Here is a 22,734-nt window from a genome sequence, read left to right as displayed (position 1 = left end):
ATATCTAATTATAACTAGTTATATCTAACCTGTACACGATAGACTTTGACCACTACAATGGGGATAGAAAGTGAGGGGATGAAGCATGAGAGGAGACTCTTATACAACGGAGGAGGTCGCGAAGCAGCTGAAGGTGTCCAAGCTGACGGTATATGACCTCATTAAAAAAGGGGAGCTGCCCGCCTACCGGATCGGGCGGCAGATGAGAATTGATGTGGAGGATTTGGAGCAATATATCCGCCGGTTGAAAACAGGGATGCCATCCCGGCAGGCAGCGGTCATCAGCGGCCAGGACTTGTCCTTGGATATTTTGGCCAAGCATGTGGAAAAGCAGTCGCCCGACACAGCGGTGCTGCGGGCCTACAACGGCAGTCTGACCAGCTTGCTGCAGCTGCATGGAAATGAAACAAGTATCGTCAGCCTGCATTTGTTCGATGGAGATACAGGCGAGTACAATATTCCGTATGTGAAACGTATTTTAGTGGGCAAGTCGTGCATTGTGCTGCATTTGCTCTCCAGACGGGTCGGCTTTTATGTGCAAAAGGGCAATCCGAAGCAAATCCGGACGTGGGAGGACCTGCGGAAGAAGGGCGTCCGCTTTGTGAACCGGGAATATGGCGCCGGCATCCGGGTGCTCGTGGATGAAAACCTGCGCTTGCGCGGCATCAAACCGAGCGAAATTCAAGGCTATGATCACGAGGAAAGCAACCATATCGGAATCGCTTCCCGTGTCGCGGGCGGCCGGGCTGATGTCGGCATCGGAACAGAGAAGGTGGCGGAGCTTGTCGGGGTGGAGTTTATCCCGCTTGCTTTGGAGCAGTATGATTTGGTGATACTGAAAACAGCGGCAAATGAAGAATGGATTCAAACAATAAAAGCTGTGCTGCATACGAAAGGGTTTCAGGAGGAGCTGGAGGCTATTGGCGGCTATGACCTTTCGCAGACCGGACGGGTCCTGTATGAAGCCTTTTAACACAGCAATTTCAAGAGGATTCGCTATTTAGAACAATAAAACGTGTAGATAAATTGGGTGAAAGGAGAGGGAAATGCAGCTTTTTTTGCGGAATATGTGAAAATGGTAGCAAATATGTCTGTTTTACAAACAAAAAAATATAAAACAATCAAAAAAAGTTGTTTAAAATTATAGACAGGGCCAAAGGCATTTGCTATGATGAAAGCGTAATCAATTTGCAGAAAATACAAAAAAGAAATGCTGCTTTTCCTGAGGTGAAAATGATGATGACAAAATTATCAGTAGACCAATCGAATACGGAGGTTGCCACAAGAGTGCTGACGACCGACTTGGATAATTTCATTGAAATTGCCAAGGCGCTGTCGACAGACCTGCGGATTGCCATGTTCAAGAGCCTGCTGGAGCGGCCGCGCAATGTCATTGAGATTGCGGAGATGTTCAACATTCCACCTTCCACGGCAGCAGTCAATATTAAAAAGCTGGAGGATGCCAACCTCATCCAAACAGAAATGGTGCCCGGCACAAGGGGAACACAGAAGGTCTGCGCCGCGGTGTTCAGCAAGATCATTGTGGAGACAAACGCGGTCGAGCAAATCAAACAGAACGATATAGTGGAAATCCCAATGCCGATCGGCCACTTCTTTGACTTTCAGGTGGCGCCGACCTGCGGCTTGGTCAGCGACAAGAAGATTATCGGCGAGTTCGACGACCCGTCCTCCTTCCTGGAGCCTGAGCGGACAAACGCGCAGCTGATCTGGTTCCGCCAAGGCTACCTGGAGTACCGGTTCCCGAACCGGACACCGCGGGGAGCACGCGCAAACAGCCTGGAGCTTTCCATGGAGATTTGCTCGGAAGCACCATTGCACAATCTGGATTGGCCGTCTGATATTACCCTTTGGATCAATGGAGTCGAAGTGGGAACTTGGACGAGTCCCGGGGATTTCGGCGGGGAACGCGGGGTGCTGACCCCATCCTGGTGGGGCGAGGCAAATACACAATTCGGTTTGCTGAAAACATGGCGTGTAGCTGAAGACGGCGCTTTTATTGACGGCCGGACCATTTCGGAGGTCACGCTGGAAAAATTGGCGCTGGAGCAATCGCCTTTTATCACCGTTAAAATCGGTGTGAAGCCGGATGCGATAAATGATGGCGGCATCAACCTGTTCGGCAGCAAATTCGGAAACTATGAAACAGATCTTGTCATGCGTCTTGGCTTTGTGAGATAGCCTACTAGTTCTTATTTTATATAGATGTGAGTGAATGGGTAGGGAATAGATAAAGGGGGTAACCACACATGAGTATGTGGAGACAAGTAAGAGGAATTGCAGCTGCAACAATCCTGGGCACATCCCTGGTACTGGCGGGCTGTAGTTCAAAGTCAACAGAGAAGACAGCTTCTCCATCTGCAAGCGGCAAGCAGGAAATTACATTCTGGACACCATTCTCCGGTGCGGACGGTCCGTTCATGAAGAAAATTGTGGACGCTTATAACAAGGAATCCGACAAGTACAACGTAAAATTCCAGATCATCCCGAACGGCGAATACTACAAGCAAGTAGATCTGGCTCTGAGCACAGGCAAGAAGCGTCCAGATGTGATGATCATGCACGTGGACCAGATCCCTACATATCAAAAGAAGGACCAGCTGCAGCCAATGGATGACATCGCAAGCAAGGCTGGCATCAAAGCAAGCGACTTTGTAGAGGCTCCTGTGAAGTACGAAACAATCGATGGCAAGCTGTACGGCGTTCCGCTCGACGTTCACCCAATGGTTATGTACTACAATAAGGATTTGTTCAAGGCTGCCGGCATTGAGAAAGCGCCGACAACCCGTGAAGAGTTTGTAGCAGCTGCGAAGAAGCTGACAGACAAGGACAAGGGGCAGTGGGGCTTCGTTATGCCGACACTGTGGCCGCAGCAGTTCATCTTCCCGTCCGTAGTAGCGCAAAACGGCGGCAAGCTGGCTGATGAGCAAGGCAAGCCGACGCTGAACTCTCCGGAAGCAGTGGAAGCACTGACATTCCTGAAGAGCCTGGTGTACGATGCGAAGGTATCTCCTGAAAAGGTGGCGCAAGACGGCGAGGTTACTCTGTTCCTGCAAGGCAAAAACGCCATGCAGCTGAACGGCCCTTGGATGAAGGATCAATTCGACAAAGCAAAAATCAACTATGGTGTAGCAGAAGTTCCACAGCTTGGCACAAAGCAAAAGGCAGTGCAAGCAGGCTCTCATAACTTCGTCGTTCCAAAGGATGTTAAGGATGCCAAGGTTCTGGAAGGTGTGGGCGACTTCCTGAAGTATGTTGCCGGCCACTCCATCGACTGGGCACAATCCGGCCAGGCGGTTGCTTCCAAGCAAGTATTGGCAAGCCCTGAGTTCCAAAGTCTGACACAGCAGCAGACAACTGTGGCAAAAGAATTCGACTATGCGATCTTCAACCCGCCTGTTGTCAACTGGGGCGCAATGACTGGCGACCTGTACAAGGAAATCAACCTTGTGCTGCTTGGCCAGAAGGATGCAAAGAAGGCATTGGATGAAGCACAGGAAAAAGCATTGCAAGTGAAATAAGGCAAGGCGATCGGGCAGGTGGCTTCACCTGCCTGATTCACTAAGAGAAGGAGGAATCTCCCATGGGTCAAAATATGAAGCCGGGCTCCGGGCCAGACTTGGCTGTGGAAACGTTATCAGTCCATGCTGTGCAGACTGCAACAAAACGCCGAAAGCAGAAGTGGAAGTCTAAGCTGACCTCCAGCCTGTTTGTGCTCCCATATCTCATTTGTTTTATCGCATTTCTCATCTACCCTCTGATGCACGGAATTATTATGAGTTTCCAAGATTACGAACTGCTTTCCGATTCCACGAAATTCATCGGCCTGCAGAACTATGTGGATATCTTCACTGCCGGAAGCTACACGCACACCAGCTTCTTTCAGGGATTGCTTGGGACTGTAAAATTCGTGATCTACTCTGTTCCCTTCTTGATTGTTGTCGGCCTGCTGCTGGCGCTTCTGGTGAATGCGCTGCCGAAGAAGGCAAGCGGCCTGTTCCGGACCATCTTCTTCAGCCCGTATGCCATTTCCGCATCTGTTATGGCGGTTATCTTCCTGCGCGTGTTCGATACGAACTCCGGTCTTTTGAATATTGTGCTCGGCAAGCTCGGCCTGCAGTCGCAAATTGGCTGGCTGACGGATCTGCCCTGGGCATGGATTTCCTTAATCGGGGCGACACTTTGGTGGACCATCGGCTTCAACATGCTGATCTTTATCAATGCCTTGAATGAAGTATCTGAAGAAATGTATGAGGCGGCCAAAATTGATGGGGCAAGTGCATGGCAGAAGCTGATTTATATTACGCTTCCATCCATCCGGAAAATTATGCTGTTCATTATCATCACGTCCACGATCGCATCCTTTAACATCTATGCGCAGCCGTTCCTGATGACGCGCGGCGGTCCGGGATCTGAAACAACCGTACTCCTGATGAACGTGTTCGACGTTGCGTTCGGCCAGCATAAGATGGGCGCGGCATCCGCGATGGCTCTCTTGATGGCTATTATGATCATTGTCGTTTCCATCATCCAATTCCGTGTAACGAACGAAAAGGAGCGATGATTTCCTATGAAAAGAAAGGCAAAGCCTATTACTCTCATTATTCTTGCGAGTTTGCTTGCGGTCATTTTTATTGCGCCGCTGTTGTGGATGGTTTCCATTTCCTTTAAGGACGATGTAGAGGCCATTCTGCCAAACCTGAGCTTTATCCCGTCCAACCCGACAATTGATAACTACGTGAACGTACTGACAGGCGGCGACCTGAACGTGCCGATCATGCGCTGGGTGTTCAACTCCCTGTTCGCCGGCATCGCAACCACCGTTCTCGTTGTGGTCATTGATGCCCTGGCTGCTTACGGCCTGGCACGCTTGGATATTCCGTTTAAAAAGGTCATTTTCGCTGCCATTGTCGGCACGATGATGATTCCAAGCATCGTTTGGTTTCTGCCGCTGTATGCGCAGTTCAGCGATTGGCAGCTCATTGATACGTATTGGGCGCTGATTTTGCCGTATACCTCCGGAGCCTTCGGTGTGTTCCTGCTGTATCAGTTCTTCGCGGGCTTCCCGAAGGAAATTGAAGAGGCGGCGCATCTCGACGGCGCGAACAAGTTCCAGATTTTCTGGATGATTCTGCTTCCGTCCGCGAAGCCGGCGCTTTGGACACTCGCCATTCTGACATTCATGGGCGTGTTCAATGACTTCGTTTGGCCACTGTACGCGACAAACTCTGATGAAATGCGGACGCTGACAGCCGGTATTGCGATTATGACGCAGGGCAGCTATGTCAGCACACCAAATAAAATGATGGCTCTTTCTACAATTGCCACGATTCCAGTTATGCTTGTCTTCCTGATCGGCCAGAAATCCTTCGTGAAGGCTGTTACGCAAGCGGGAATTAAATAATAAAGGAGACCGAGACGATGACACACTTACGACCAGAATATCCACGCCCGCAATTCGTGCGCAGCAATTGGGAAAATTTGAACGGAGCATGGGATTTCTCCTTCGATGACCGGAATGCCGGTCTGCAAGAAAAATGGTATGCGCAGTTTCCAAGCGAGTCTGTAACGATTCAGGTGCCGTTCGCATATCAAACAAAGCTCAGCGGCATCGCTGATCCTTCCTTCCATGATGTGGTCTGGTACCGCCGCAGCCTTGACATTCCGGCTGCGTGGGCCGGCCAGGAGGTCATCCTGCACTTTGGCGCGGTGGACTACCGCGCTTGGGTATACGTGAACGGGGAACTGGCGACCTTCCATGAGGGCGGACATGTTTCCTTCTCCACAAATATCACGTCCTTCTTAAAGGATACTGACAATGAACTGGTGGTGCGCGTGGAGGACCCGTCCACTGACGAGCTGATGCCGCGCGGCAAGCAGTACTGGCACGAGCAATCCGCATCCATTTTCTACACACGCACAACCGGCATTTGGCAGACGGTGTGGATGGAAGCGGTAGAAAGCAGCCGCATCGAAAAGGTCCGCTTCACGCCGGATATTGATAACGGAGATATCGCGATTGAATACAACCTGAAATTCCCGGTTGGAGCTGATCTCAGCGAATACCAGGTACAGACTACCATTTCTTTTAAAGGGCAAACGGTTGTTTCAGACAGCTTCCGAGTGCTCGAGACATACAACAAGCGCGTCTATAATGTTATCAACCGTTACATTGACCGCACAAACGCCCATGGCGGCGGCTGGATGTGGGCGCCGGAGCATCCAAATCTGTTCGATGTGGAGTTCCAGCTGCTCCGCAACGGGGAAGCAGTCGATGCGGCAAGCAGCTACTTCGGCATGCGCAAGGTTTCCATTGAAAACAGCAAGTTCATGCTGAACAACCGTCCATATTATCAAAAGCTGGTGCTCGACCAGGGCTACTTCCCGGAAGGCCTGCTGACGGCTCCGTCTGACGAAGCGCTGAAGCGTGACATCGAGCTGTCCAAGGAAATGGGCTTCAACGGCGCCCGCAAGCATCAGAAGGTAGAAGACCCGCGCTTCATGTACTGGGCGGACAAATTGGGCTTCCTTGTATGGGGCGAAATCGCGAACTGCGTGGAGTTTGGCCCGGAGGCAATTGAGCGTCTGACAAAAGAGTGGATTGAGGTTGTGAACCGTGACTACAACCACCCATCCATCATTGCCTGGGTGCCGATCAACGAGAGCTGGGGCGTATCCCGCGTGCTGCTGGATGAGCTGCAGCAGAACCACACGCTGGCAATGTACTACCTGACAAAATCATTGGATAAAACACGTGTAGTGATGTCCAATGACGGCTGGGAGCACACGATTTCCGACCTGTGCACCATCCATAACTATGAGGGAGCGGAGCAGGTGCGGAAGGCATACGAGACAGTAGAAAGCGCGATTTCCACTGAGCCGGCGCGCCGCGCAATCTACGCGAAGGGCTTCGGCTACCGCGGCGAACCAATCCTGGTAACAGAGTACGGCGGCATCGCCTACAAGGCCGATGACACGTCCGGCTGGGGCTACTCCAGCGTGCAATCGCCGGAGCAGCTCGTGGAAGCGTACCGAGCAGTAACGGATGCCATCCTCGACAGCCCGGTCGTGCAGGGCTTCTGCTATACGCAGATTGCGGACGTGGAGCAGGAAATCAACGGCCTCCTGACCTATGACCGCCAGCCAAAGTGCGACCTCAGCAAAATCAAAGAAATTAACGATCGCCTCAAATAATTGGAGGGTGACTCTATGAAAAAGAAGACGATCATCCTGACTGCGGCGGCGGCCATCTTGGCTGCCTCCGCAGCCTTTGGCATGACATGGCTGCAGAAGCCGAAGGAGACGGCAGCGACGCCGAAGTTCGGAGAGTACCAAAATCCTGTCTTTGAGCCCGTATTTGCCGATCCGTCGGTCATCAAGGGGGAAGACGGCTACTACTATGCATACGGCACGGAGGATGATTGGGGAGACGGGCACGGCCCGCATGTCGTTCCTATTCTCCGCTCCAAGAATTTGGTGGATTGGAAGTTTCACCGCGATGCCTTTGAGGTGAAGCCGGGCTGGAAGGAAGGCGGCGGCGGCCTGTGGGCGCCGGATATCTCCAAGCATAAGGACGGCAAATACTATATGTATTACTCCGTTTCCATTTGGGGCGATCCGAACCCGGCCATCGGGGTGGCGACTGCTGACAGCCCGGGCGGCCCTTTCACCGACCAGGGGCAGCTGTTCACGAGTGACAGCATCGGCGTTGACAACTCCATTGACCCGCAATTTTTCCAGGATGATGACGGGAAGTCCTACCTGTTCTGGGGCAGCTTCCACGGCATCTACGGCATTGAATTGTCCGCGGACGGCCTGAAGACGGTCGGCGAGAAGTTTCAGGTGGCGGATACGCAGTATGAAGCGCCGTATGTCATCAAGCGCGACGGCAAATACTACTTCTTCGGTTCCGCGGGCAGCTGCTGTGACGGGGAGAACAGTACCTATCACGTCAATGTCGGCCGATCCGACTCCATTAAGGAGCCGTTCAAGGATGCCAAGGGCGTATCCCTGCTCCAGGGCGGCGGCACGACGGTCCTCGCTTTTAACGAGAAAAAGGGCAAGAACGGCAAGCAGTTTGTCGGTCCGGGCCATAACGCCATCGTGACGGATGCCGCGGGCAAGGACTGGATTCTATACCATGCCATTGACGCGGATGACCCGCGCCTCTTGAACGGGGCAACGCGGCGGCCACTGCTGATTGATGCCATCACTTGGGAAAAAGGCTGGCCGACGGTGAAGGGGAAGGAGCCGGGCAACGGCCCGGCGCCTGCGCCGGCTGTGAAGTAGGATTTATCTGACACTTTTTCGGGTTTATCTTACAATTTTTACGATTTATCTGACACTTTTTTGGATTTAACTATAAATTTGACTGAAGAGCCGCGATCCGGCTCTTCTTTTACAGCAAAGGGGAACTGAAAATGGGAGAGCTACGCACTTTTCAAAACCCGCCGGTCATTCATCGGCCGGAGGAGAATGATCAGGAGTATCCGCTCGTGAATCCGGATCCGTACGTGATCAAATATAAGGGGATGTATTACAGCTACGCGACGGGCGCACAGGGTGTTACCGTGATGGCATCAGGGGACCTGTGCGAGTGGCAGCACCTCGGCTATGCCCTGCGCCTGCCGGATCAGAAGGACTACTGGGCGCCGGCTGTCTACTATCATAACGGCCTCTTTTATATGTACTATTCCTCGATGAAGCCTGATGAGCACGACCCGCATTTTGAAATCATGAAGGTGGCGGTGTCGGAAGCGCCGGAGGGCCCGTTCCGTTATGTAAAAACACTGTTTGACACCTTCTCAATCGATGCCCATGTCGTGCGGCGGGACGGAGAATTTTATTTGTTCTACTCCACCAATGATTATGCGGGCACGGACGAGGACCATCCGGGCACCGTCATCCTGGTGGACCGCCTGCTTGACCTGTACACGCCGGCCGGGGAGCCGCAAATTGTGGTGAAGCCGACGCTGCAGGAGGAGGTGTTCGAGGAGAACCGCTTTGGCGACGGGCGGGACTGGCATACGATTGAGGGCGCCTTTTACCTGGAGCGGCACGGGAAGCACTACTGCATGTACAGCGGCAATGCCTACCTGAAGCCGCACTATTTCATCGGCTATTCCATAGCGGATACCATTACCGGCCCTTGGACTAAGGCGCCGAACGAATACACCTATGCGCCGCTGATGAAGAAAACGGAACACGTCCTTGGCACCGGCCATAACTCAGTCATCCAAGCGCCAAACCTTATAGACGACTGGATTGTGTACCATGGTGTGGACGCCGGCAAGGTCCATGAGATGCACCGGGAGCACCGGCAGCTGCGCATTGACCCGCTTTTCTGGAAGGGAGAGCACATGTGGACGCCCGGACCTTCCCATGACCTGCAGGCAGCACCTGCCCTGCCGACTGTGCAAGGCCTGGATAACGGGCTTTGGGAAGAGAACGGCGGTGCGTGGGAAACGGCAGACGGAGAGCTGCGGCAGACGTCCCCGGCAGGGAAGGCGGAATGGCTGCTGCGGGAGCCGGTCAACAGCTATGTGTGCGAGGTCAGTGCGAAGTGGAATCCGCCGGTGCCGTCCCATCTTGGCGGACTATACGGCTTGTATCTTGCCTATCAGAATGAAGCAAATTATGTGCAGCTCCTGTTCCACACCGGGCGCCATGAGTTCCAGGTGCTCGCGGCGGTGAACGGCATCCGGTCCGAGCTGCATCGCGGCCGGCTGGAGAAGGGCTTCCGCTGGGATGTGTGGCACTGCATCCGAGTGGAGAGGAATCTGTCTCATGCGGCTGTGTGGGTGGACGGACAGGAGCTGCTGCGTGCATCCGTTCCTGTTCCATCGGGGCGTGTCGGCTTCGTTACACATTCCACTTCGGCTTCCTATGCCGGCTTTGCCCTGACGAAGCAGGTCAGCCTGATGCCGGGGAGCCTGCCGCTTTTTGAGGCAAGCGGCGATTGGTCGTTGCTTGGCCGCAAGTTATCCTATGAAAAGGATGGCAGACTTGGTATGGTTGTAATGAAGGAACCATTCGGCACCGGCTATCAATGCTCCGTAGATGTGAAAACGAATTCACAATATAAGGGCAGGCTGGGGATATACATATCCTATTTGAATCAGGACAATTATGTAAGGGTTTCCTTTGACGAGGCAAAGCGCCGGGTCTGCATCCAATGGATCGAGGACGGCACCGTCAGACAGTCGGAGGAAGCGGATTACCCACCTCTCCTCTCCTTCGGGGACGGGCACACGCTGCTGGTGAAGGCGGGAGGCGGACAGGCGGTTGTTCTGGCGGATGATATGCTGATTTTTGATGGAGATGTGAGCACTTGTGAGGCGGGAATCGGCCTGTTTGCTGAAATGAAAACGGAATTCCGCCATCTGCAGGTTTGGACACTGAATTAACATTGTAAAAGGGAGCAAGAGACATGGACGTACAAAAGCAAGTATTCGATGAGCTGGACGGGCAGGCCGTCCACTCCTTTACCATTACAAACGATCACGGCATGGCAGTAACATGCATCAGCTACGGCTGCATCATCACGGACATTCTCGTGCCGGATGCAAACGGTGTGCGTGAGAATGTGGTGCTGGGCTTTGACAGCATTGCCGAGTACCAGCAGTATTCTCCATACTTTGGCGCAGTCATCGGCCGTGTGGCGGGCCGCATTGCCGGTGGAGAGTTTGAACTGAACGGCAAGACGTACAAGCTGGCGCAAAACAACGGGCAGAATCATCTGCATGGCGGCCTGAAGGGCTTTGACCGTGTAGTTTGGGATGCGGAAATCATTGAAAATGGCGTCGTATTTTCCTATGTGAGCCCGGATGGGGAAGAGGGCTACCCGGGAACGCTGCATGTAAAGGTGACGTACACATTGAGCAATGATAATGAACTTGTCATTTCTTATCATGGCGTCAGCGATCAGGATACGCTGCTGAACATGACCAACCATACGTATTTCAACCTGAGCGGCAACCTGAAGCGAGATACGACAGAGCATGTGCTGCTGATCAAGAGCGACCGCTTCGGCGAGCTGACGGAGGACCTGCTGCCGACGGGCGCGGCCCTGCCGGTGGAAGGGACAGCCTTCGATTTCCGTGAGGGACGCAAGCTGGTGGACGGTGTCCGCTCCGAGGATGCCCAGAACGTGCTCGCGGGCCGCGGCTACGACCACCCGTTCCTGCTGAACGAGAACTTTGCCCAGGAAATTATACTGGCTGATGCGGAGTCCGGCCGCCGCCTGATTATGGAGACAGACCAGCCGGCCGTTGTGCTTTACTCCGGTACGCAGATGACGGATGACCACAGCATCCGCGGCGTCCAGTCCCGCCGTTATCTCGGCCTCTGCCTCGAAACGCAAGGGCTGCCGGATGCCATCCACCATCCGCAGTTCCCGTCTGTTGTCCTGAAGAAGGATGCGGCGTACAAGGCTGTGACCAAGTACAAATTCACCGTGTAAGAGGGAGGCATCCCCCTCTTTTTGTAATTTTTAGACAGTTGTCATTTACAGCACCCCTCTCTCGGTATACCATCTAATTCATACAATGGTACAGAGTCGAGGAGGGAAGCGCATGAAATGGTACATTGCGGCAGCTGTTGTGTTTTGCCTGGCTGTAATAGGAGTTCTAAATTTGGCGAAGATTACCTCGGCCACGCCGGGGGAAGCGGTGAAGCGCGCTTTGGCAACCGAGCTGGCAGCGGCCAAGGAAACCGCCAAGCCTGTGCAGACGATTGAAGTGCCGGACAGCCCCTACACCCTTGTCGTGTTGCCTGAGCCGAACCGGGTTTGGGTATTCAAAACCCTCACATTTGCCGGCCGTTCCTACGCCTCGCTGGCAAGCGGGATGAATTTGTACGAAAGCCCGAATAAGTCCATCACCCAGCTCGAGAACGACAAGCTGGTGTTCGGCACAGCTGAGGTTCCTGAAGGCAAGCATGTGGTGGTGAATGGCAAGCAGCTGCCGATGCTGCGTCTGGATTCCTATTTCAAGGACAGTAAGTTCGCGCTCTTTTATAAGAATCTGTATTTCTACTACACCGATAAGCCAATGGCTGTCAGCCAAAAGCCGCCTGAACCGATTGTATCCGTCGAGTAGCAGGCTGGGGGCCGCTTTTGCTTGGAGCAAGCGGCCTTCTAGAAATGGCGGCAGTGCCAGAGCTTCTCCCAAATGGCGCAAATCTTCGTCTGTATCAAAGCCTGGGACGTCTGTTGCCAGTTCGGAGAGGATGCCGTTCGGTTCTCATCCTTTATACGGCGAATATCAAGTCTCTGGGGGTTCCGTATCTTTCCCCGTTTCTCCCTCTTCGAACACAGGAGCTGAAGGACGCCTTGTACAGAGGGGATTTACGGACGCCCATCAACAGCCGGCATTCCTATAAAAGGAGTGATTTCACTCCTGCCGGCAGGACTTCACATCCTAAAAACAAAAGGTTTTTCAACTCTTTAGTTTTTAGTGGCATAATTCCCCTTTCATTGTTTATAATGAATAGTATGGACTTTTTTGTACAGGCCTTATTATGTATATAAAGCATGATCATATATGGAAGAAAGGAAGTGCCTTACGTGAACCTATATTCACCTGAAGAATTAAAGGAACTATCTATGATTGAACTGGCGCACGCAATCCTGGAAGGCAAGAAGCAAGCCACGGCATTTTCTGACATGGTGCAGGAAATCGCAACTACGTTGGAATTGTCTCAGGAAGCTGTTCATACCCGCCTCGCTCAATTCTACACAGACATCAACGTCGATGGCCGCTTCATCAGCGTTGGCGAAAACCGCTGGGGCCTCCGCAGCTGGTATCCGTACGAGCAGATGGAAGAAGAAATTCTGCCGCAGGCAAAGCCGAAGAAGAAGCGCAAGTATGACGAAGAAGATCTGCTGGATGACTATGTGGCAGAGGACGAAGACTTCGAAGACATCGATGAACTGGATGATTTGGATGTAATCGAAGAAGATGAATTCGTCGATGAAGATGAAGTGGATGAATTCGACGATGAAATCGTGGAAGACGAAGATGAACTCGCCGAGCTGGATGAAGAGGAAGAGCTCGAAGAGGAAGAAGAGGCTGAGTTTGAAGAGGAAGAAGAGGAAGAAATTTAATCCCTTGACTTTTTAGAGGGGACTAGGTAGAATCTTTTTTGGGCTCTTTAAAACAGGTACGTAAACCAAATATGTTCATATATGTGAGAAAATTGCTCCCCGGCATAAGTGTCTTGGGCGGGCAATTTTCTTTTTTATTTTTGATAAGAATGGACAAACAGTCCTACACTAAAGGCATATGGGCTGCTCCTGCAATGCGCTGCATCAGCGCTTGATGGCATATACAGACAACAGAAGGGAGAACGTTTATGACGAAGTATATTTTCGTAACTGGCGGCGTTGTATCATCATTAGGAAAGGGCATTACGGCGGCATCTCTGGGCCGTTTGCTGAAGAACCGCGGTTTCAGCGTAACCATTCAAAAATTTGACCCATACATCAACGTGGACCCGGGGACAATGAGCCCGTACCAGCACGGTGAGGTATTCGTAACAGATGACGGTGCGGAGACAGACCTGGATCTGGGCCACTATGAGCGCTTCATCGACATCAACCTGGGCAAGCACAGCAACGTGACAACAGGCAAGGTATACTCCACAGTGCTGCAGAAGGAACGCCGCGGCGACTATCTGGGCGGAACCGTGCAGGTCATCCCGCACATCACGAACGAAATCAAGGAGCGCGTATCCCGTGCCGGCCGTGAGACAAATGCAGACGTTGTCATCACAGAAATCGGCGGAACAGTGGGCGACATCGAGTCTCTGCCGTTCCTCGAGGCGATCCGCCAAATGAAGAGCGATATCGGCCGCGACAACGTGATGTACATCCATTGTACGCTGATCCCTTACATCAAGGCAGCCGGCGAAATGAAGACAAAGCCGACACAGCACAGCGTGAAAGAGCTGCGCAGCCTCGGCATCCAGCCAAACATCATCGTGGTTCGTACAGAATTCCCGGTTTCCCAAGATATGAAGGACAAGCTGGCGCTGTTCTGCGACATCGATCCGAAGGCTGTGATTGAATGCCGCGATGCGGATACGCTGTACGCGGTGCCACTGGCGCTGCAGGAGCAGAACATGGACCAGATCGTATGCGACCATCTGAAGCTGCAGGCTCCTCCGGCTGAAATGAGCGAGTGGAAAGAGCTTGTGGACAAGGTGCGCAACCTGTCCAAGAAGACGAAAATTGCTCTTGTTGGTAAATATGTAGAGCTGCAGGATGCTTACATCTCTGTTGTGGAAGCCCTGCGCCATGCCGGCTATGCATTCGATACAGACATCGAAATCAGCTGGATCAATGCGGAGCAGGTGACACAAGAGAACGTGAAGAAGCTGATCGGCGATGCAGACGGCATTCTCGTGCCGGGCGGCTTCGGCGACCGCGGCGTGGAAGGCAAAATCGTGGCAGCCCAGTATGCGCGTGAAAACCTGGTGCCGTTCCTCGGCATTTGCTTGGGCATGCAGATTGCATCCATTGAATTTGCCCGCAACGTGCTTGGCCTGAAGGGCGCCAACTCTTCTGAGATTGACTCTGATACACCGCACGCAATCATCGACCTGCTGCCGGAGCAGAAGGATGTAGAAGACCTCGGCGGCACACTGCGCCTTGGCCTGTATCCATGCAAGCTGCAGGAGGAAACAAAAGCCTTCAACGCGTACGGCGAGCCGGTTGTGTATGAGCGCCACCGCCACCGTTACGAGTTCAACAACCAATACCGCCAGCAAATGGAGCAGGCAGGCTTCGTCTTCTCCGGCACAAGTCCGGATGGCCGTCTGGTGGAAATCATTGAGATTAAGAACCACCCTTGGTTCGTGGCATCCCAGTTCCACCCAGAGTTCGTGTCCCGTCCGACACGTCCACAGCCGCTGTTCCGCGACTTCGTGGAAGCATCCATGATCAACGGCGAGAATAAGTAAGAGCAAGGCCCTGCATAGGCGGGGCTTTTTTGCGTTCTGGAACCATTGTGAAGGATATGGGGCAAATGCCGGGGAAATGAAACAATGGAAGACGGACGATTTCAGCAGATGGAACAATGTTTCCGGAAAATGAAACAATCTTCTCGAAAAATGAAACAATTGAAGGAATTGGAGTACCCAAAAGGAGGAGCCAGCATGACATGGCAGAGAGAAATAGAGCATTTGCTGCAAAAAGCAGGGGGAAAGGTGAGTTGTATTGTGCAGGGAGACCTGCAGTTTGAGTATGGGGCTAATGTGGTACACCGGGCCGCCAGCCTGATCAAGCTTCCGATCCTGGCTGCAGCGCTGCAGCAGCTGGACATGAGTGAGCGGGTCCCGTGCGCCGCCCTGGGGAAGGAGAGCGGTCTCGCCGCAGCGTTTTCGCCGGAAGCAGCACTATTAATAGAAGATATCTGCCTGCTGATGATGGCAGTGTCCGATAATGCGGCAACCAACTGGCTGATCGAACGGTTGGGCATGCCCGCGCTGCAGCGGGAAGCCGCGTCCCGGGGCATGGTGCTCGGGCGCCGGATGCTGCAGAGCCCGGCGGAGGCCGGGGGTGACAATCTGTGCAGTGCCCGTCAGGTCGCCGGACTGCTTGCAGAGATGGACAGCTCCCCGCTGCGGGATTCCTTCTACAAGCCGCTGTTGGCGCAGCAGCTCCGCCAGCAGCTGCCCGGTCTCCTGGAATACCGTGACGTGGTCATCGCCAACAAAACAGGCAGCCTGCAGGGTGTGCTGCATGACGCCGCCCGGCTCCAGGCGGGCGGAAAGACCGTATACATAGCCGTCCTCATGTCGGAGCTGTCCGATGTTGCCTATGCGGCATACCTGCAGGCCCGGATTGGGCAAATTGTGGCAGACCAACTGGAAAAATAGGAAAGCTGGCAAGCCCCCGGGAATACGTACAAAGAAAGGACCTTTTTACAGGAGGGAAGCCATGCTTGTAAGCGTGCCAGTGGCGAATGTATGGACGAAGCCGGTGCAGGGGGAATGGCTGCAGCTTGCTCTGTCGGGATGGACCAGGTATTGGATTGACAGTCTGACGGTGAAGGAGCGCTATCGGCTGTTTGAGGAAAAGCTGCTGCAGACGCAGGTGCTGCTCGGGGAGGAGGTGCTGGTGGTCAGGACGGAGGGGGACTGGGCCGAGGTTCGGGTGCCGTCGCAGCGGACCTCGCAGGATGCGGCCGGCTATCCGGGCTGGATGCAGCTATCTCAGCTGAGAGAAGCTGTTGCGCTCCGTTCCTGGCAGCATTTTATCGTGGTATCGCCGTCAGCTGAGCTGTACAGCAGCGACGGGGCAAGCAAGCAGGTCATCGCCTATCAAACAGCCCTTCCGGTAGCGGAGGAGCAGAAGCATTGGGTGTATGTGCATACACCGGATGGCATCCGCAAGGTGCGCCGCATGTCTGGTGAAATCATTGCCGGGCGGACACCGGCTCCCGCCGGCAGGGAAAGGCTGCTGAAGTTCGGCAGACGGTTCCTGGGGTTGCCGTATTTGTGGGGCGGCAACAGTGCGTTCGGCTTCGATTGCTCCGGCTTCACCCACACACTTGCCAAGGCAATCGGCCGGGACATTCCCCGCGATGCCGGCGACCAGGCGCGGGAGGGGACCCCGGTGGAGCCCGGGCAGCAGCAGCCCGGCGACCTGCTGTTTTTTGCTTATGAACAGGGAAAGTGCCGGGTCCACCACGTCGGCATCTGCGCCGGATTTGGCCGGATGCTGCATGCGCCGAAGACAGGGCGGAGCGTTGAAATCATAGAGCTGGCGGGCACCCCTTACGAAGCGGAGCTGTGCGCCATCCGGCGCCTATAGAAAAAATCCCGGGAATCCCGGGACTTTTTCATTACTGATGCTTCTTTCTTCTGCCAAGCACAAGGCCAAGCCCTGCGGTCAGGAGGCCGGCCAGTCCGTAGTTGAACATGGACGTTGCCGTGTCAGGCAATTCTGTCGCAGCTGGCGTTGTCTTCACCGACTGGGAAACAGGGGTTGCCACGACCGGGGACGGTGCGGCAGGTGTCTGCGTGCTTGGAGCCGGTGTTGGTGTTGGCGTTGGAGCCGGTGTGCCCGTGTCCTGCTTGAAGGTGATGGTTGCCGCCTCACTGAGCAGCGGCACCTCTTCATCGTTCAGGTGGTAGCGAATCTGGATGGTTTGACCTTCAGCAAAGGCTTGTCCCTGTTCATACACCTTCCAGGTCTTGCCGCCATCAGTGGAAACTTCTCCTTCAAAGTTTACGAGCTTCCGATCTTTATAGTCTGCTAGAATGACTGGAGCATCAGCCAGCTCCTGCTCATAGTCCTTGGAATATTGGAATGCATGGACGTAGCCTGTGCCCTCAGTAAGCGATCCCGGCATGGTTTTCAAGAGCTGGGCATGGCGGGCGGCGAACGGACCATTTTTCAGATCAAATTCGTTCATGGCAATCCGCAGGTCCTTCAGGTTCTTGTCGGAGAACGAAGGGAGATTCTTCAGCGCATTAAACTCCAAATATACGTGCGCAGGAGCTGTCTCAGGGTCAATCGTAAAGGAGGTCAGGCCTCTGCCTTCGTCCCCTCCATTAAAGGCCAGATCAATCGTTTCCAGGTTTGGATTGCCTGTCAGATCTACTGTTGCAAGATGGTTGCCGGACAGATCCACATGCTTTAATTTGCCGCTCTTTGGCAGCTTAATAGATTGCAGGCTTCCATACACGGTGAGGTCCTGCAGCTTTGTATGGCTGGACAGATCCGCGCTCTTCAGGTTGTAGGATGTCAGCGTTACAGCTGTGAGATTGCGGAAAGCTTCCAATCCTTTGATGCTGGAGAAGCTTCCGTCCAGCACCAGGCTGTCGGTATCCAATTGCTCCTGTGTCAGGACATCGCTGGTTGTTACATGAAAGCGCTCTGCCACTGCCCGGGCCAGATCTGCATCCTCAAACTGCTGGGCAATTGCAGGAGCTTCTTGCTTAATGGCCGGAGCCTGTGTTTTCTCAGCGGCTGGAGCTTGTGCTTGCTCGGCAGCAGGAGTCTGAGCCGGCGTCGCGGCATCTGGAGCGGGAGTCTGTGCTTGCTGGGCCTGCTCAGCAGCCGGAGCTGTTTGCTCTTGCGTGCCGGCCGGAGCTGTCACGGTGGTTTGCGGGTTTGAAACTGTGGCTGCATCGCTCTCTGCGGCCGCGGAAAATGGGCTCAGCAACAGAGCGGCAGCTGCCACAGTGCCGATGGCTTGCTTCTTATTCATATACAAATCCCCCAATATATGGTATTTTAATCCTTCGTTATGTAATATACCGCAAAGTTCACTATCAAGAAATATACTTTTTGAAATAATTGAAAAAAGATGTAAAAAAATAAGAGAACCTGTATTATACAAGTTCTCCCAGGTCTTCGTCATACTCCGCCAGAATTTCCTCAATAATGAAGCGTAAGCCATAGTAGGCAAACAGGGACGTCATGAGGCTGGGAAAACCGGAACGTGTGCCGTCCTCATTTGGAATCAGCGCCTTCGTCAGCTTTGTATCAATATGCACATCAACATAGTCAACGAGGGAAGGAGCGCCTTCCTTTACAGCGGACATGCCAACAATCGAGTGGCCATCCTCCTGCAGCTGCTTGGCCAGCGCGACAATGTCCTCATCCGTGGAGAAGCGGCTGACCAACAGAATCCGGTCGGCGGGCTGAATGTCGACGCCCGGCTGGATATCAGCGCCCGGCTCCAGCCGCTGCGCGCCGCGGAACGGTTCCTCCCCGTACAGGGCCTCCGCCACCACGCCCTCCATTTCTCTTGTGCCGTACATGTAAATCGTCCCGCTCCCAGTCAGCGCCTGTGCCAACAGACGGGCGCCATCCTCCAGGCTCTCGTCCTCCTGCTCGGCAATCCGCTTCAAATACCCGGTCAACTGTGTGGAAAAAATTTTTAACATTTTTCTCTGTCCTTTCTTTATAATAAATTGTGTATAATTCTTAACATGATTGGAAAATCCTTGTGTGCTTTCCTGCAAGCATATGCATTCTCCTGTCTGATTATAGCGTATTTTGTTGAAAGTAAGAAATCTGGATAAATATACCTATACAGAAAGCAGGAGAAGGCAAGAAAGCATAGAAGTAAGTTTGAAGTGAGATAGTAGGACAAATATCTCAAAAAAAGAAAGGTCGGGGAGCACATGAAAGGAAAGATTTTAATTGTCGATGATCAGTACGGCATCCGCATCTTGTTGAACGAGGTGTTTCAGAAGGAAGGCTATGAAACATTTCAGGCGGCCAACGGTTTTAAGGCAATTGATATTGTGAAGAATGACCGGCCGGACCTCGTCATTCTGGATATGAAGATTCCGGGTATGGACGGCATTGAAATTCTAAAGCATGTAAAAGAGATTGACCGCGATATTAAAGTCATTTTAATGACTGCTTACGGCGAATTGGATATGATCCAGGAGGCGAAGGAGCTGGGGGCGCTGATGCACTTTGCCAAGCCGTTTGACATTGATGAAATCCGGCAGGCTGTGCGCAATGAGGTTGCTGTAAACGCTTAGTTTGACGAATTTAAAAAAAATACTTGAAAAAGCGTTTTCATTCTGGTTGGCAATGGTGAATGCGGTTGAGTTTTACAGTACAAGTTGGTATGCTATGGGATGTAGAAAATAAGTCCGGTACGCTTTTATACATACTTTGATTTATCATGGCAGATACTGACAATGATAAGAACTTATCGGATGCAAAAAACGTTAGGAGGATTCACCATGCCTTTAGTTTCCATGACTGAAATGCTGAACAAAGCGTTGGAAGGTAAGTACGCAGTGGGCCAATTCAACATCAACAACCTTGAGTGGACACAAGCGATTCTTGCAGCAGCTGAAGAAGAAAAATCCCCTGTTATCCTTGGTGTGTCTGAGGGCGCAGCTCGTCATATGAGCGGCTTCAAAACAGTTGTAAAAATGGTTGAGGGCCTGCTGGAGGACATGAAGATCACTGTTCCTGTCGCAATCCACCTGGACCACGGCTCCAGCTTTGATAAGTGTAAGGAAGCAATCGACGCAGGCTTCACGTCTGTTATGATTGATGCTTCCCACCATCCGTTCGAAGAGAACGTAGAAACTACGAAGAAGGTAGTGGAATACGCGCATGCGAAGGGTGTTTCTGTAGAAGCTGAGCTTGGCACAGTCGGCGGCCAAGAAGATGATGTAGTGGCAGAAGGCGTAATCTACGCTGATCCAAAGGAGTGCGCTGAGCTTGTAAAGCAAACTGGCATCGACTGCCTGGCTCCTGCACTGGGCTCTGTACACGGACCTTACAAAGGCGAACCAAACCTTGGCTTCAAGGAAATGGAAGAAGTGCGTGATCTGACTGGCGTGCCTTTGGTGCTTCACGGCGGAACAGGCATCCCGACAAAGGATATCGATCGTGCGATCTCCCTTGGTACATCCAAAATCAACGTAAACACAGAAAACCAACTTTCTTTCACAAAGACTGTGCGTGAAGTGCTGGCGAACGATCAAGAAGCCTATGACCCACGCAAGTATATCGGCCCTGGCCGCGAAGCAATCAAGCAAACTGTAATCGGCAAGATGCGTGAATTCGGCTCCAACGGCAAAGCATAATCCGATATTCACAAATCTTCTCCACCAGGAAACCGTCTAGGCTTTTAGACGGTTTCCTTTCGTTGTATAATGAAAGCGTCAACATTTTACAAATATAGACAAGATGCACAAGAATGCATCAAAATGGGAGATGCCATATTCCAAAAAGGGAGGAATAAATATGAAATTCTTCATTGATACAGCCAACCTGGAGGAAATACGCGAAATTAACAGTATGGGCATTCTGGCGGGCGTTACGACAAACCCTTCACTTGTCGCGAAGGAGAAGAATGTTTCGTTCCATGACCGCCTGCGTGAAATTACGGCAGAGGTGCAGGGCTCCGTCAGTGCGGAGGTGATTGGCCTGACGGCGGAGGAGATGATTGCCGAGGGGAAAGAGCTGGCAGCGATTGCGCCGAACATTACGGTGAAGGTTCCGATGACGGCAGACGGCTTAAAGGCTGTAAAGGCTTTGAGTGACGTGGGCATTAAAACAAATGTGACCCTCATTTTCAATGCCAACCAGGCACTTATGGCAGCCCGAGCCGGTGCCACATACGTCTCGCCGTTCCTGGGCCGCCTGGATGATATCGGCCAGAACGGGCTGGATCTTATTGATACCATTTCCACTATTTTTGTGCAGCATGGCATCCGCACGGAAATTATTGCTGCATCCATCCGCCATCCGCTTCACGTAACGGAAGCAGCCTTGCGCGGGGCGCATATCGCCACCATTCCGTATAAGGTCTTTCTGCAGCTGATGCAGCACCCGCTGACAGACAAGGGCATTGAACAGTTTCTGCATGACTGGAACAACAGATCATAACAACGGCTAAGAAGGGAGTTTACTATGGAAAAACTCATGATTGAAGGCGGCGTCAAGCTGAACGGGACGGTGCGGATCAGCGGCGCCAAGAATAGTGCAGTCGCTCTCATTCCTGCCACCATTTTGGCGGAAACTCCCGTGACCATCGGCGGTGTGCCGAATATTTCTGATGTAAAAACGCTCGGGGATTTGCTGGAGGAGCTGGGCGGCGCCGTCAGCTTCAACGGCCAGGACATGACCGTGGACCCCTCCAAAATGGTCGGGATGCCTTTGCCAAACGGCAAGGTGAAAAAGCTGCGCGCCTCCTACTATTTGATGGGAGCGATGCTCGGCCGCTTCAAAAAGGCGGTCATCGGGCTGCCGGGCGGCTGCCACCTCGGCCCGCGCCCGATTGACCAGCATATTAAGGGCTTTGAAGCATTGGGAGCGCAGGTGACGAATGAGCAGGGCGCTCTCTATCTGCGCGCTGATGAGCTGCGCGGCGCCCGCATCTACCTGGACGTGGTCAGCGTCGGCGCCACCATTAACATTATGCTGGCAGCCGTACGCGCCAAGGGGCGGACGATTATTGAGAATGCGGCAAAGGAGCCGGAAATTATTGACGTGGCAACCCTGCTGACCAGCATGGGCGCGCGCATCAAGGGTGCCGGCACCGATGTGATCCGGATTGACGGCGTGGACTCCCTAAAGGGCTGCTACCATTCCATCATTCCGGACCGGATTGAGGCGGGGACGTATATGATTCTGGGGGCGGCTGCAGGGGAACGGCTGCTCATCGACAACGTCATTCCGCAGCATATGGAATCTGTCATCGCCAAGCTGCGGGAAATGGGTGTGCGCATCGAGGCGCAGGATGACCAAGTCATCGTATACGGCGGGAGCAATTTCAAGACTGTGGATGTCAAGACACTCGTATATCCGGGCTTCCCGACAGACCTGCAGCAGCCGTTCACCTCGCTATTGACAAAGGCGAACGGCACCGGTGTGGTGACGGACACGATTTACGGCGCCCGCTTCAAGCATATTGACGAGCTGCGCCGGATGAATGCCGGCATCAAGGTGGAGGGCCGTTCCGCGATTGTCAGCGGGCCGGTTGAGCTGAACGGGGCAAAGGTGAAAGCGAGCGACCTCCGCGCCGGTGCCGCCCTTGTCATTGCCGGGCTCATGGCCAACGGCATCACGGAAGTGACGGGCTTGGAGCACATTGACCGCGGCTACGAGGACTTGGAGGAGAAGCTGCGCGGCCTGGGCGCGCGCATTTGGCGGGAAGAATTGACCGAGCAAGAGGCAGAGCAGGTCGAGAACGCCTGAACACATATTTTTACGGCTAAGGGAGA

The 22,734-nt window shown here is 53.2% G+C and carries 20 protein-coding genes and 1 pseudogene; 18 read left to right on the top strand and 3 right to left on the bottom strand.

Annotated elements, in window-relative coordinates:
• Positions 1-85: 85 nt before the first annotated feature.
• From NK662_RS05355 to NK662_RS05310, 10 genes are all read left to right on the top strand, one after another.
• Entirely contained in the window at positions 86-973 is an 888-nt protein-coding gene (locus NK662_RS05355) for a substrate-binding domain-containing protein (protein ID WP_254757868.1), read from the top strand.
• A 263-nt stretch (positions 974-1,236) separates the two neighbouring features.
• Positions 1,237-2,199 carry an ArsR/SmtB family transcription factor gene (locus NK662_RS05350; RefSeq protein ID WP_254757867.1) on the top strand — a complete coding sequence of 321 codons (963 nt, stop codon included), beginning with the start codon at positions 1,237-1,239 and terminating at the stop codon, positions 2,197-2,199.
• A 68-nt stretch (positions 2,200-2,267) separates the two neighbouring features.
• Positions 2,268-3,539, top strand: coding sequence for an ABC transporter substrate-binding protein (locus NK662_RS05345; RefSeq protein ID WP_254757866.1), 1,272 nt, complete (start codon positions 2,268-2,270; stop codon positions 3,537-3,539).
• A 62-nt stretch (positions 3,540-3,601) separates the two neighbouring features.
• Positions 3,602-4,582 (top strand): carbohydrate ABC transporter permease, encoded by a 981-nt coding sequence (locus NK662_RS05340; RefSeq protein WP_254757865.1) that lies wholly within the window; start codon positions 3,602-3,604, stop codon positions 4,580-4,582.
• Between the two features lie 6 nt (positions 4,583-4,588).
• Positions 4,589-5,422 (top strand): carbohydrate ABC transporter permease, encoded by an 834-nt coding sequence (locus tag NK662_RS05335; RefSeq protein ID WP_254757864.1) that lies wholly within the window; start codon positions 4,589-4,591, stop codon positions 5,420-5,422.
• Between the two features lie 17 nt (positions 5,423-5,439).
• Positions 5,440-7,212, top strand: coding sequence for a glycoside hydrolase family 2 protein (locus NK662_RS05330; RefSeq protein WP_254757863.1), 1,773 nt, complete (start codon positions 5,440-5,442; stop codon positions 7,210-7,212).
• Positions 7,213-7,227: 15 nt separating this feature from the next.
• Positions 7,228-8,307 (top strand): family 43 glycosylhydrolase, encoded by a 1,080-nt coding sequence (locus tag NK662_RS05325; protein ID WP_254757862.1) that lies wholly within the window; start codon positions 7,228-7,230, stop codon positions 8,305-8,307.
• A 131-nt stretch (positions 8,308-8,438) separates the two neighbouring features.
• On the top strand, positions 8,439-10,424 hold the full coding sequence (locus NK662_RS05320; protein WP_254757861.1) for a family 43 glycosylhydrolase: 1,986 nt from the start codon (positions 8,439-8,441) through the stop codon (positions 10,422-10,424).
• A gap of 23 nt (positions 10,425-10,447) precedes the next feature.
• Positions 10,448-11,479: an aldose epimerase family protein gene (locus NK662_RS05315; protein WP_254757860.1), complete on the top strand. Its 1,032-nt coding sequence runs from the start codon at positions 10,448-10,450 to the stop codon at positions 11,477-11,479.
• A gap of 112 nt (positions 11,480-11,591) precedes the next feature.
• Positions 11,592-12,116: a hypothetical protein gene (locus NK662_RS05310; RefSeq protein ID WP_254757859.1), complete on the top strand. Its 525-nt coding sequence runs from the start codon at positions 11,592-11,594 to the stop codon at positions 12,114-12,116.
• Positions 12,117-12,128: 12 nt separating this feature from the next.
• Here the strand turns inward: NK662_RS05310 and NK662_RS05305 are convergent.
• Positions 12,129-12,260: pseudogene (locus NK662_RS05305) on the bottom strand (ring-cleaving dioxygenase); the annotation flags it as partial.
• A gap of 362 nt (positions 12,261-12,622) precedes the next feature.
• Here NK662_RS05305 and rpoE point away from each other — a divergent pair.
• The 4 genes from rpoE (at position 12,623) to NK662_RS05285 (ending at position 16,834) form a co-directional block, all read left to right on the top strand.
• Entirely contained in the window at positions 12,623-13,123 is a 501-nt protein-coding gene (gene rpoE, locus NK662_RS05300; protein WP_254758037.1) for a DNA-directed RNA polymerase subunit delta, read from the top strand.
• Between the two features lie 248 nt (positions 13,124-13,371).
• Positions 13,372-14,979 (top strand): CTP synthase, encoded by a 1,608-nt coding sequence (gene pyrG, locus NK662_RS05295; RefSeq protein WP_254757858.1) that lies wholly within the window; start codon positions 13,372-13,374, stop codon positions 14,977-14,979.
• Between the two features lie 195 nt (positions 14,980-15,174).
• Positions 15,175-15,897: a serine hydrolase gene (locus tag NK662_RS05290; protein WP_254757857.1), complete on the top strand. Its 723-nt coding sequence runs from the start codon at positions 15,175-15,177 to the stop codon at positions 15,895-15,897.
• Between the two features lie 61 nt (positions 15,898-15,958).
• Positions 15,959-16,834, top strand: coding sequence for a C40 family peptidase (locus NK662_RS05285; protein WP_254757856.1), 876 nt, complete (start codon positions 15,959-15,961; stop codon positions 16,832-16,834).
• 31 nt (positions 16,835-16,865) lie between these two features.
• Here NK662_RS05285 and NK662_RS05280 read toward each other — a convergent pair whose 3' ends face one another.
• Both NK662_RS05280 and NK662_RS05275 read right to left on the bottom strand, forming a co-directional pair.
• Positions 16,866-18,236 (bottom strand): LPXTG cell wall anchor domain-containing protein, encoded by a 1,371-nt coding sequence (locus tag NK662_RS05280; RefSeq protein WP_254757855.1) that lies wholly within the window; start codon positions 18,234-18,236, stop codon positions 16,866-16,868.
• A gap of 124 nt (positions 18,237-18,360) precedes the next feature.
• A complete protein-coding gene (locus tag NK662_RS05275; protein WP_254757854.1) occupies positions 18,361-18,918 on the bottom strand; it encodes a DUF2529 domain-containing protein in 558 nt (185 codons plus the stop codon).
• 240 nt (positions 18,919-19,158) lie between these two features.
• Between NK662_RS05275 and NK662_RS05270 the strand changes: the two genes are divergently transcribed.
• The 4 genes from NK662_RS05270 (at position 19,159) to murA (ending at position 22,708) form a co-directional block, all read left to right on the top strand.
• Positions 19,159-19,527: a response regulator gene (locus NK662_RS05270; protein ID WP_254757853.1), complete on the top strand. Its 369-nt coding sequence runs from the start codon at positions 19,159-19,161 to the stop codon at positions 19,525-19,527.
• 207 nt (positions 19,528-19,734) lie between these two features.
• Positions 19,735-20,592 (top strand): class II fructose-bisphosphate aldolase, encoded by an 858-nt coding sequence (locus NK662_RS05265; protein ID WP_254757852.1) that lies wholly within the window; start codon positions 19,735-19,737, stop codon positions 20,590-20,592.
• A 160-nt stretch (positions 20,593-20,752) separates the two neighbouring features.
• Positions 20,753-21,397 (top strand): fructose-6-phosphate aldolase, encoded by a 645-nt coding sequence (fsa, locus tag NK662_RS05260; protein WP_254757851.1) that lies wholly within the window; start codon positions 20,753-20,755, stop codon positions 21,395-21,397.
• A 24-nt stretch (positions 21,398-21,421) separates the two neighbouring features.
• Positions 21,422-22,708, top strand: a complete 1,287-nt coding sequence (gene murA / locus NK662_RS05255) for a UDP-N-acetylglucosamine 1-carboxyvinyltransferase (RefSeq protein ID WP_254757850.1) — start codon at positions 21,422-21,424, stop codon at positions 22,706-22,708.
• The last annotated feature ends 26 nt before the right edge of the window (positions 22,709-22,734 follow it).

This window comes from Ectobacillus ponti (genome assembly GCF_024294785.1).
GTDB lineage: Bacteria > Bacillota > Bacilli > Bacillales > Bacillaceae_G > Ectobacillus > Ectobacillus ponti.
Note: the sequence above shows the minus strand (reverse complement) of the source record. Positions and strands in the feature narration are given on the sequence as shown.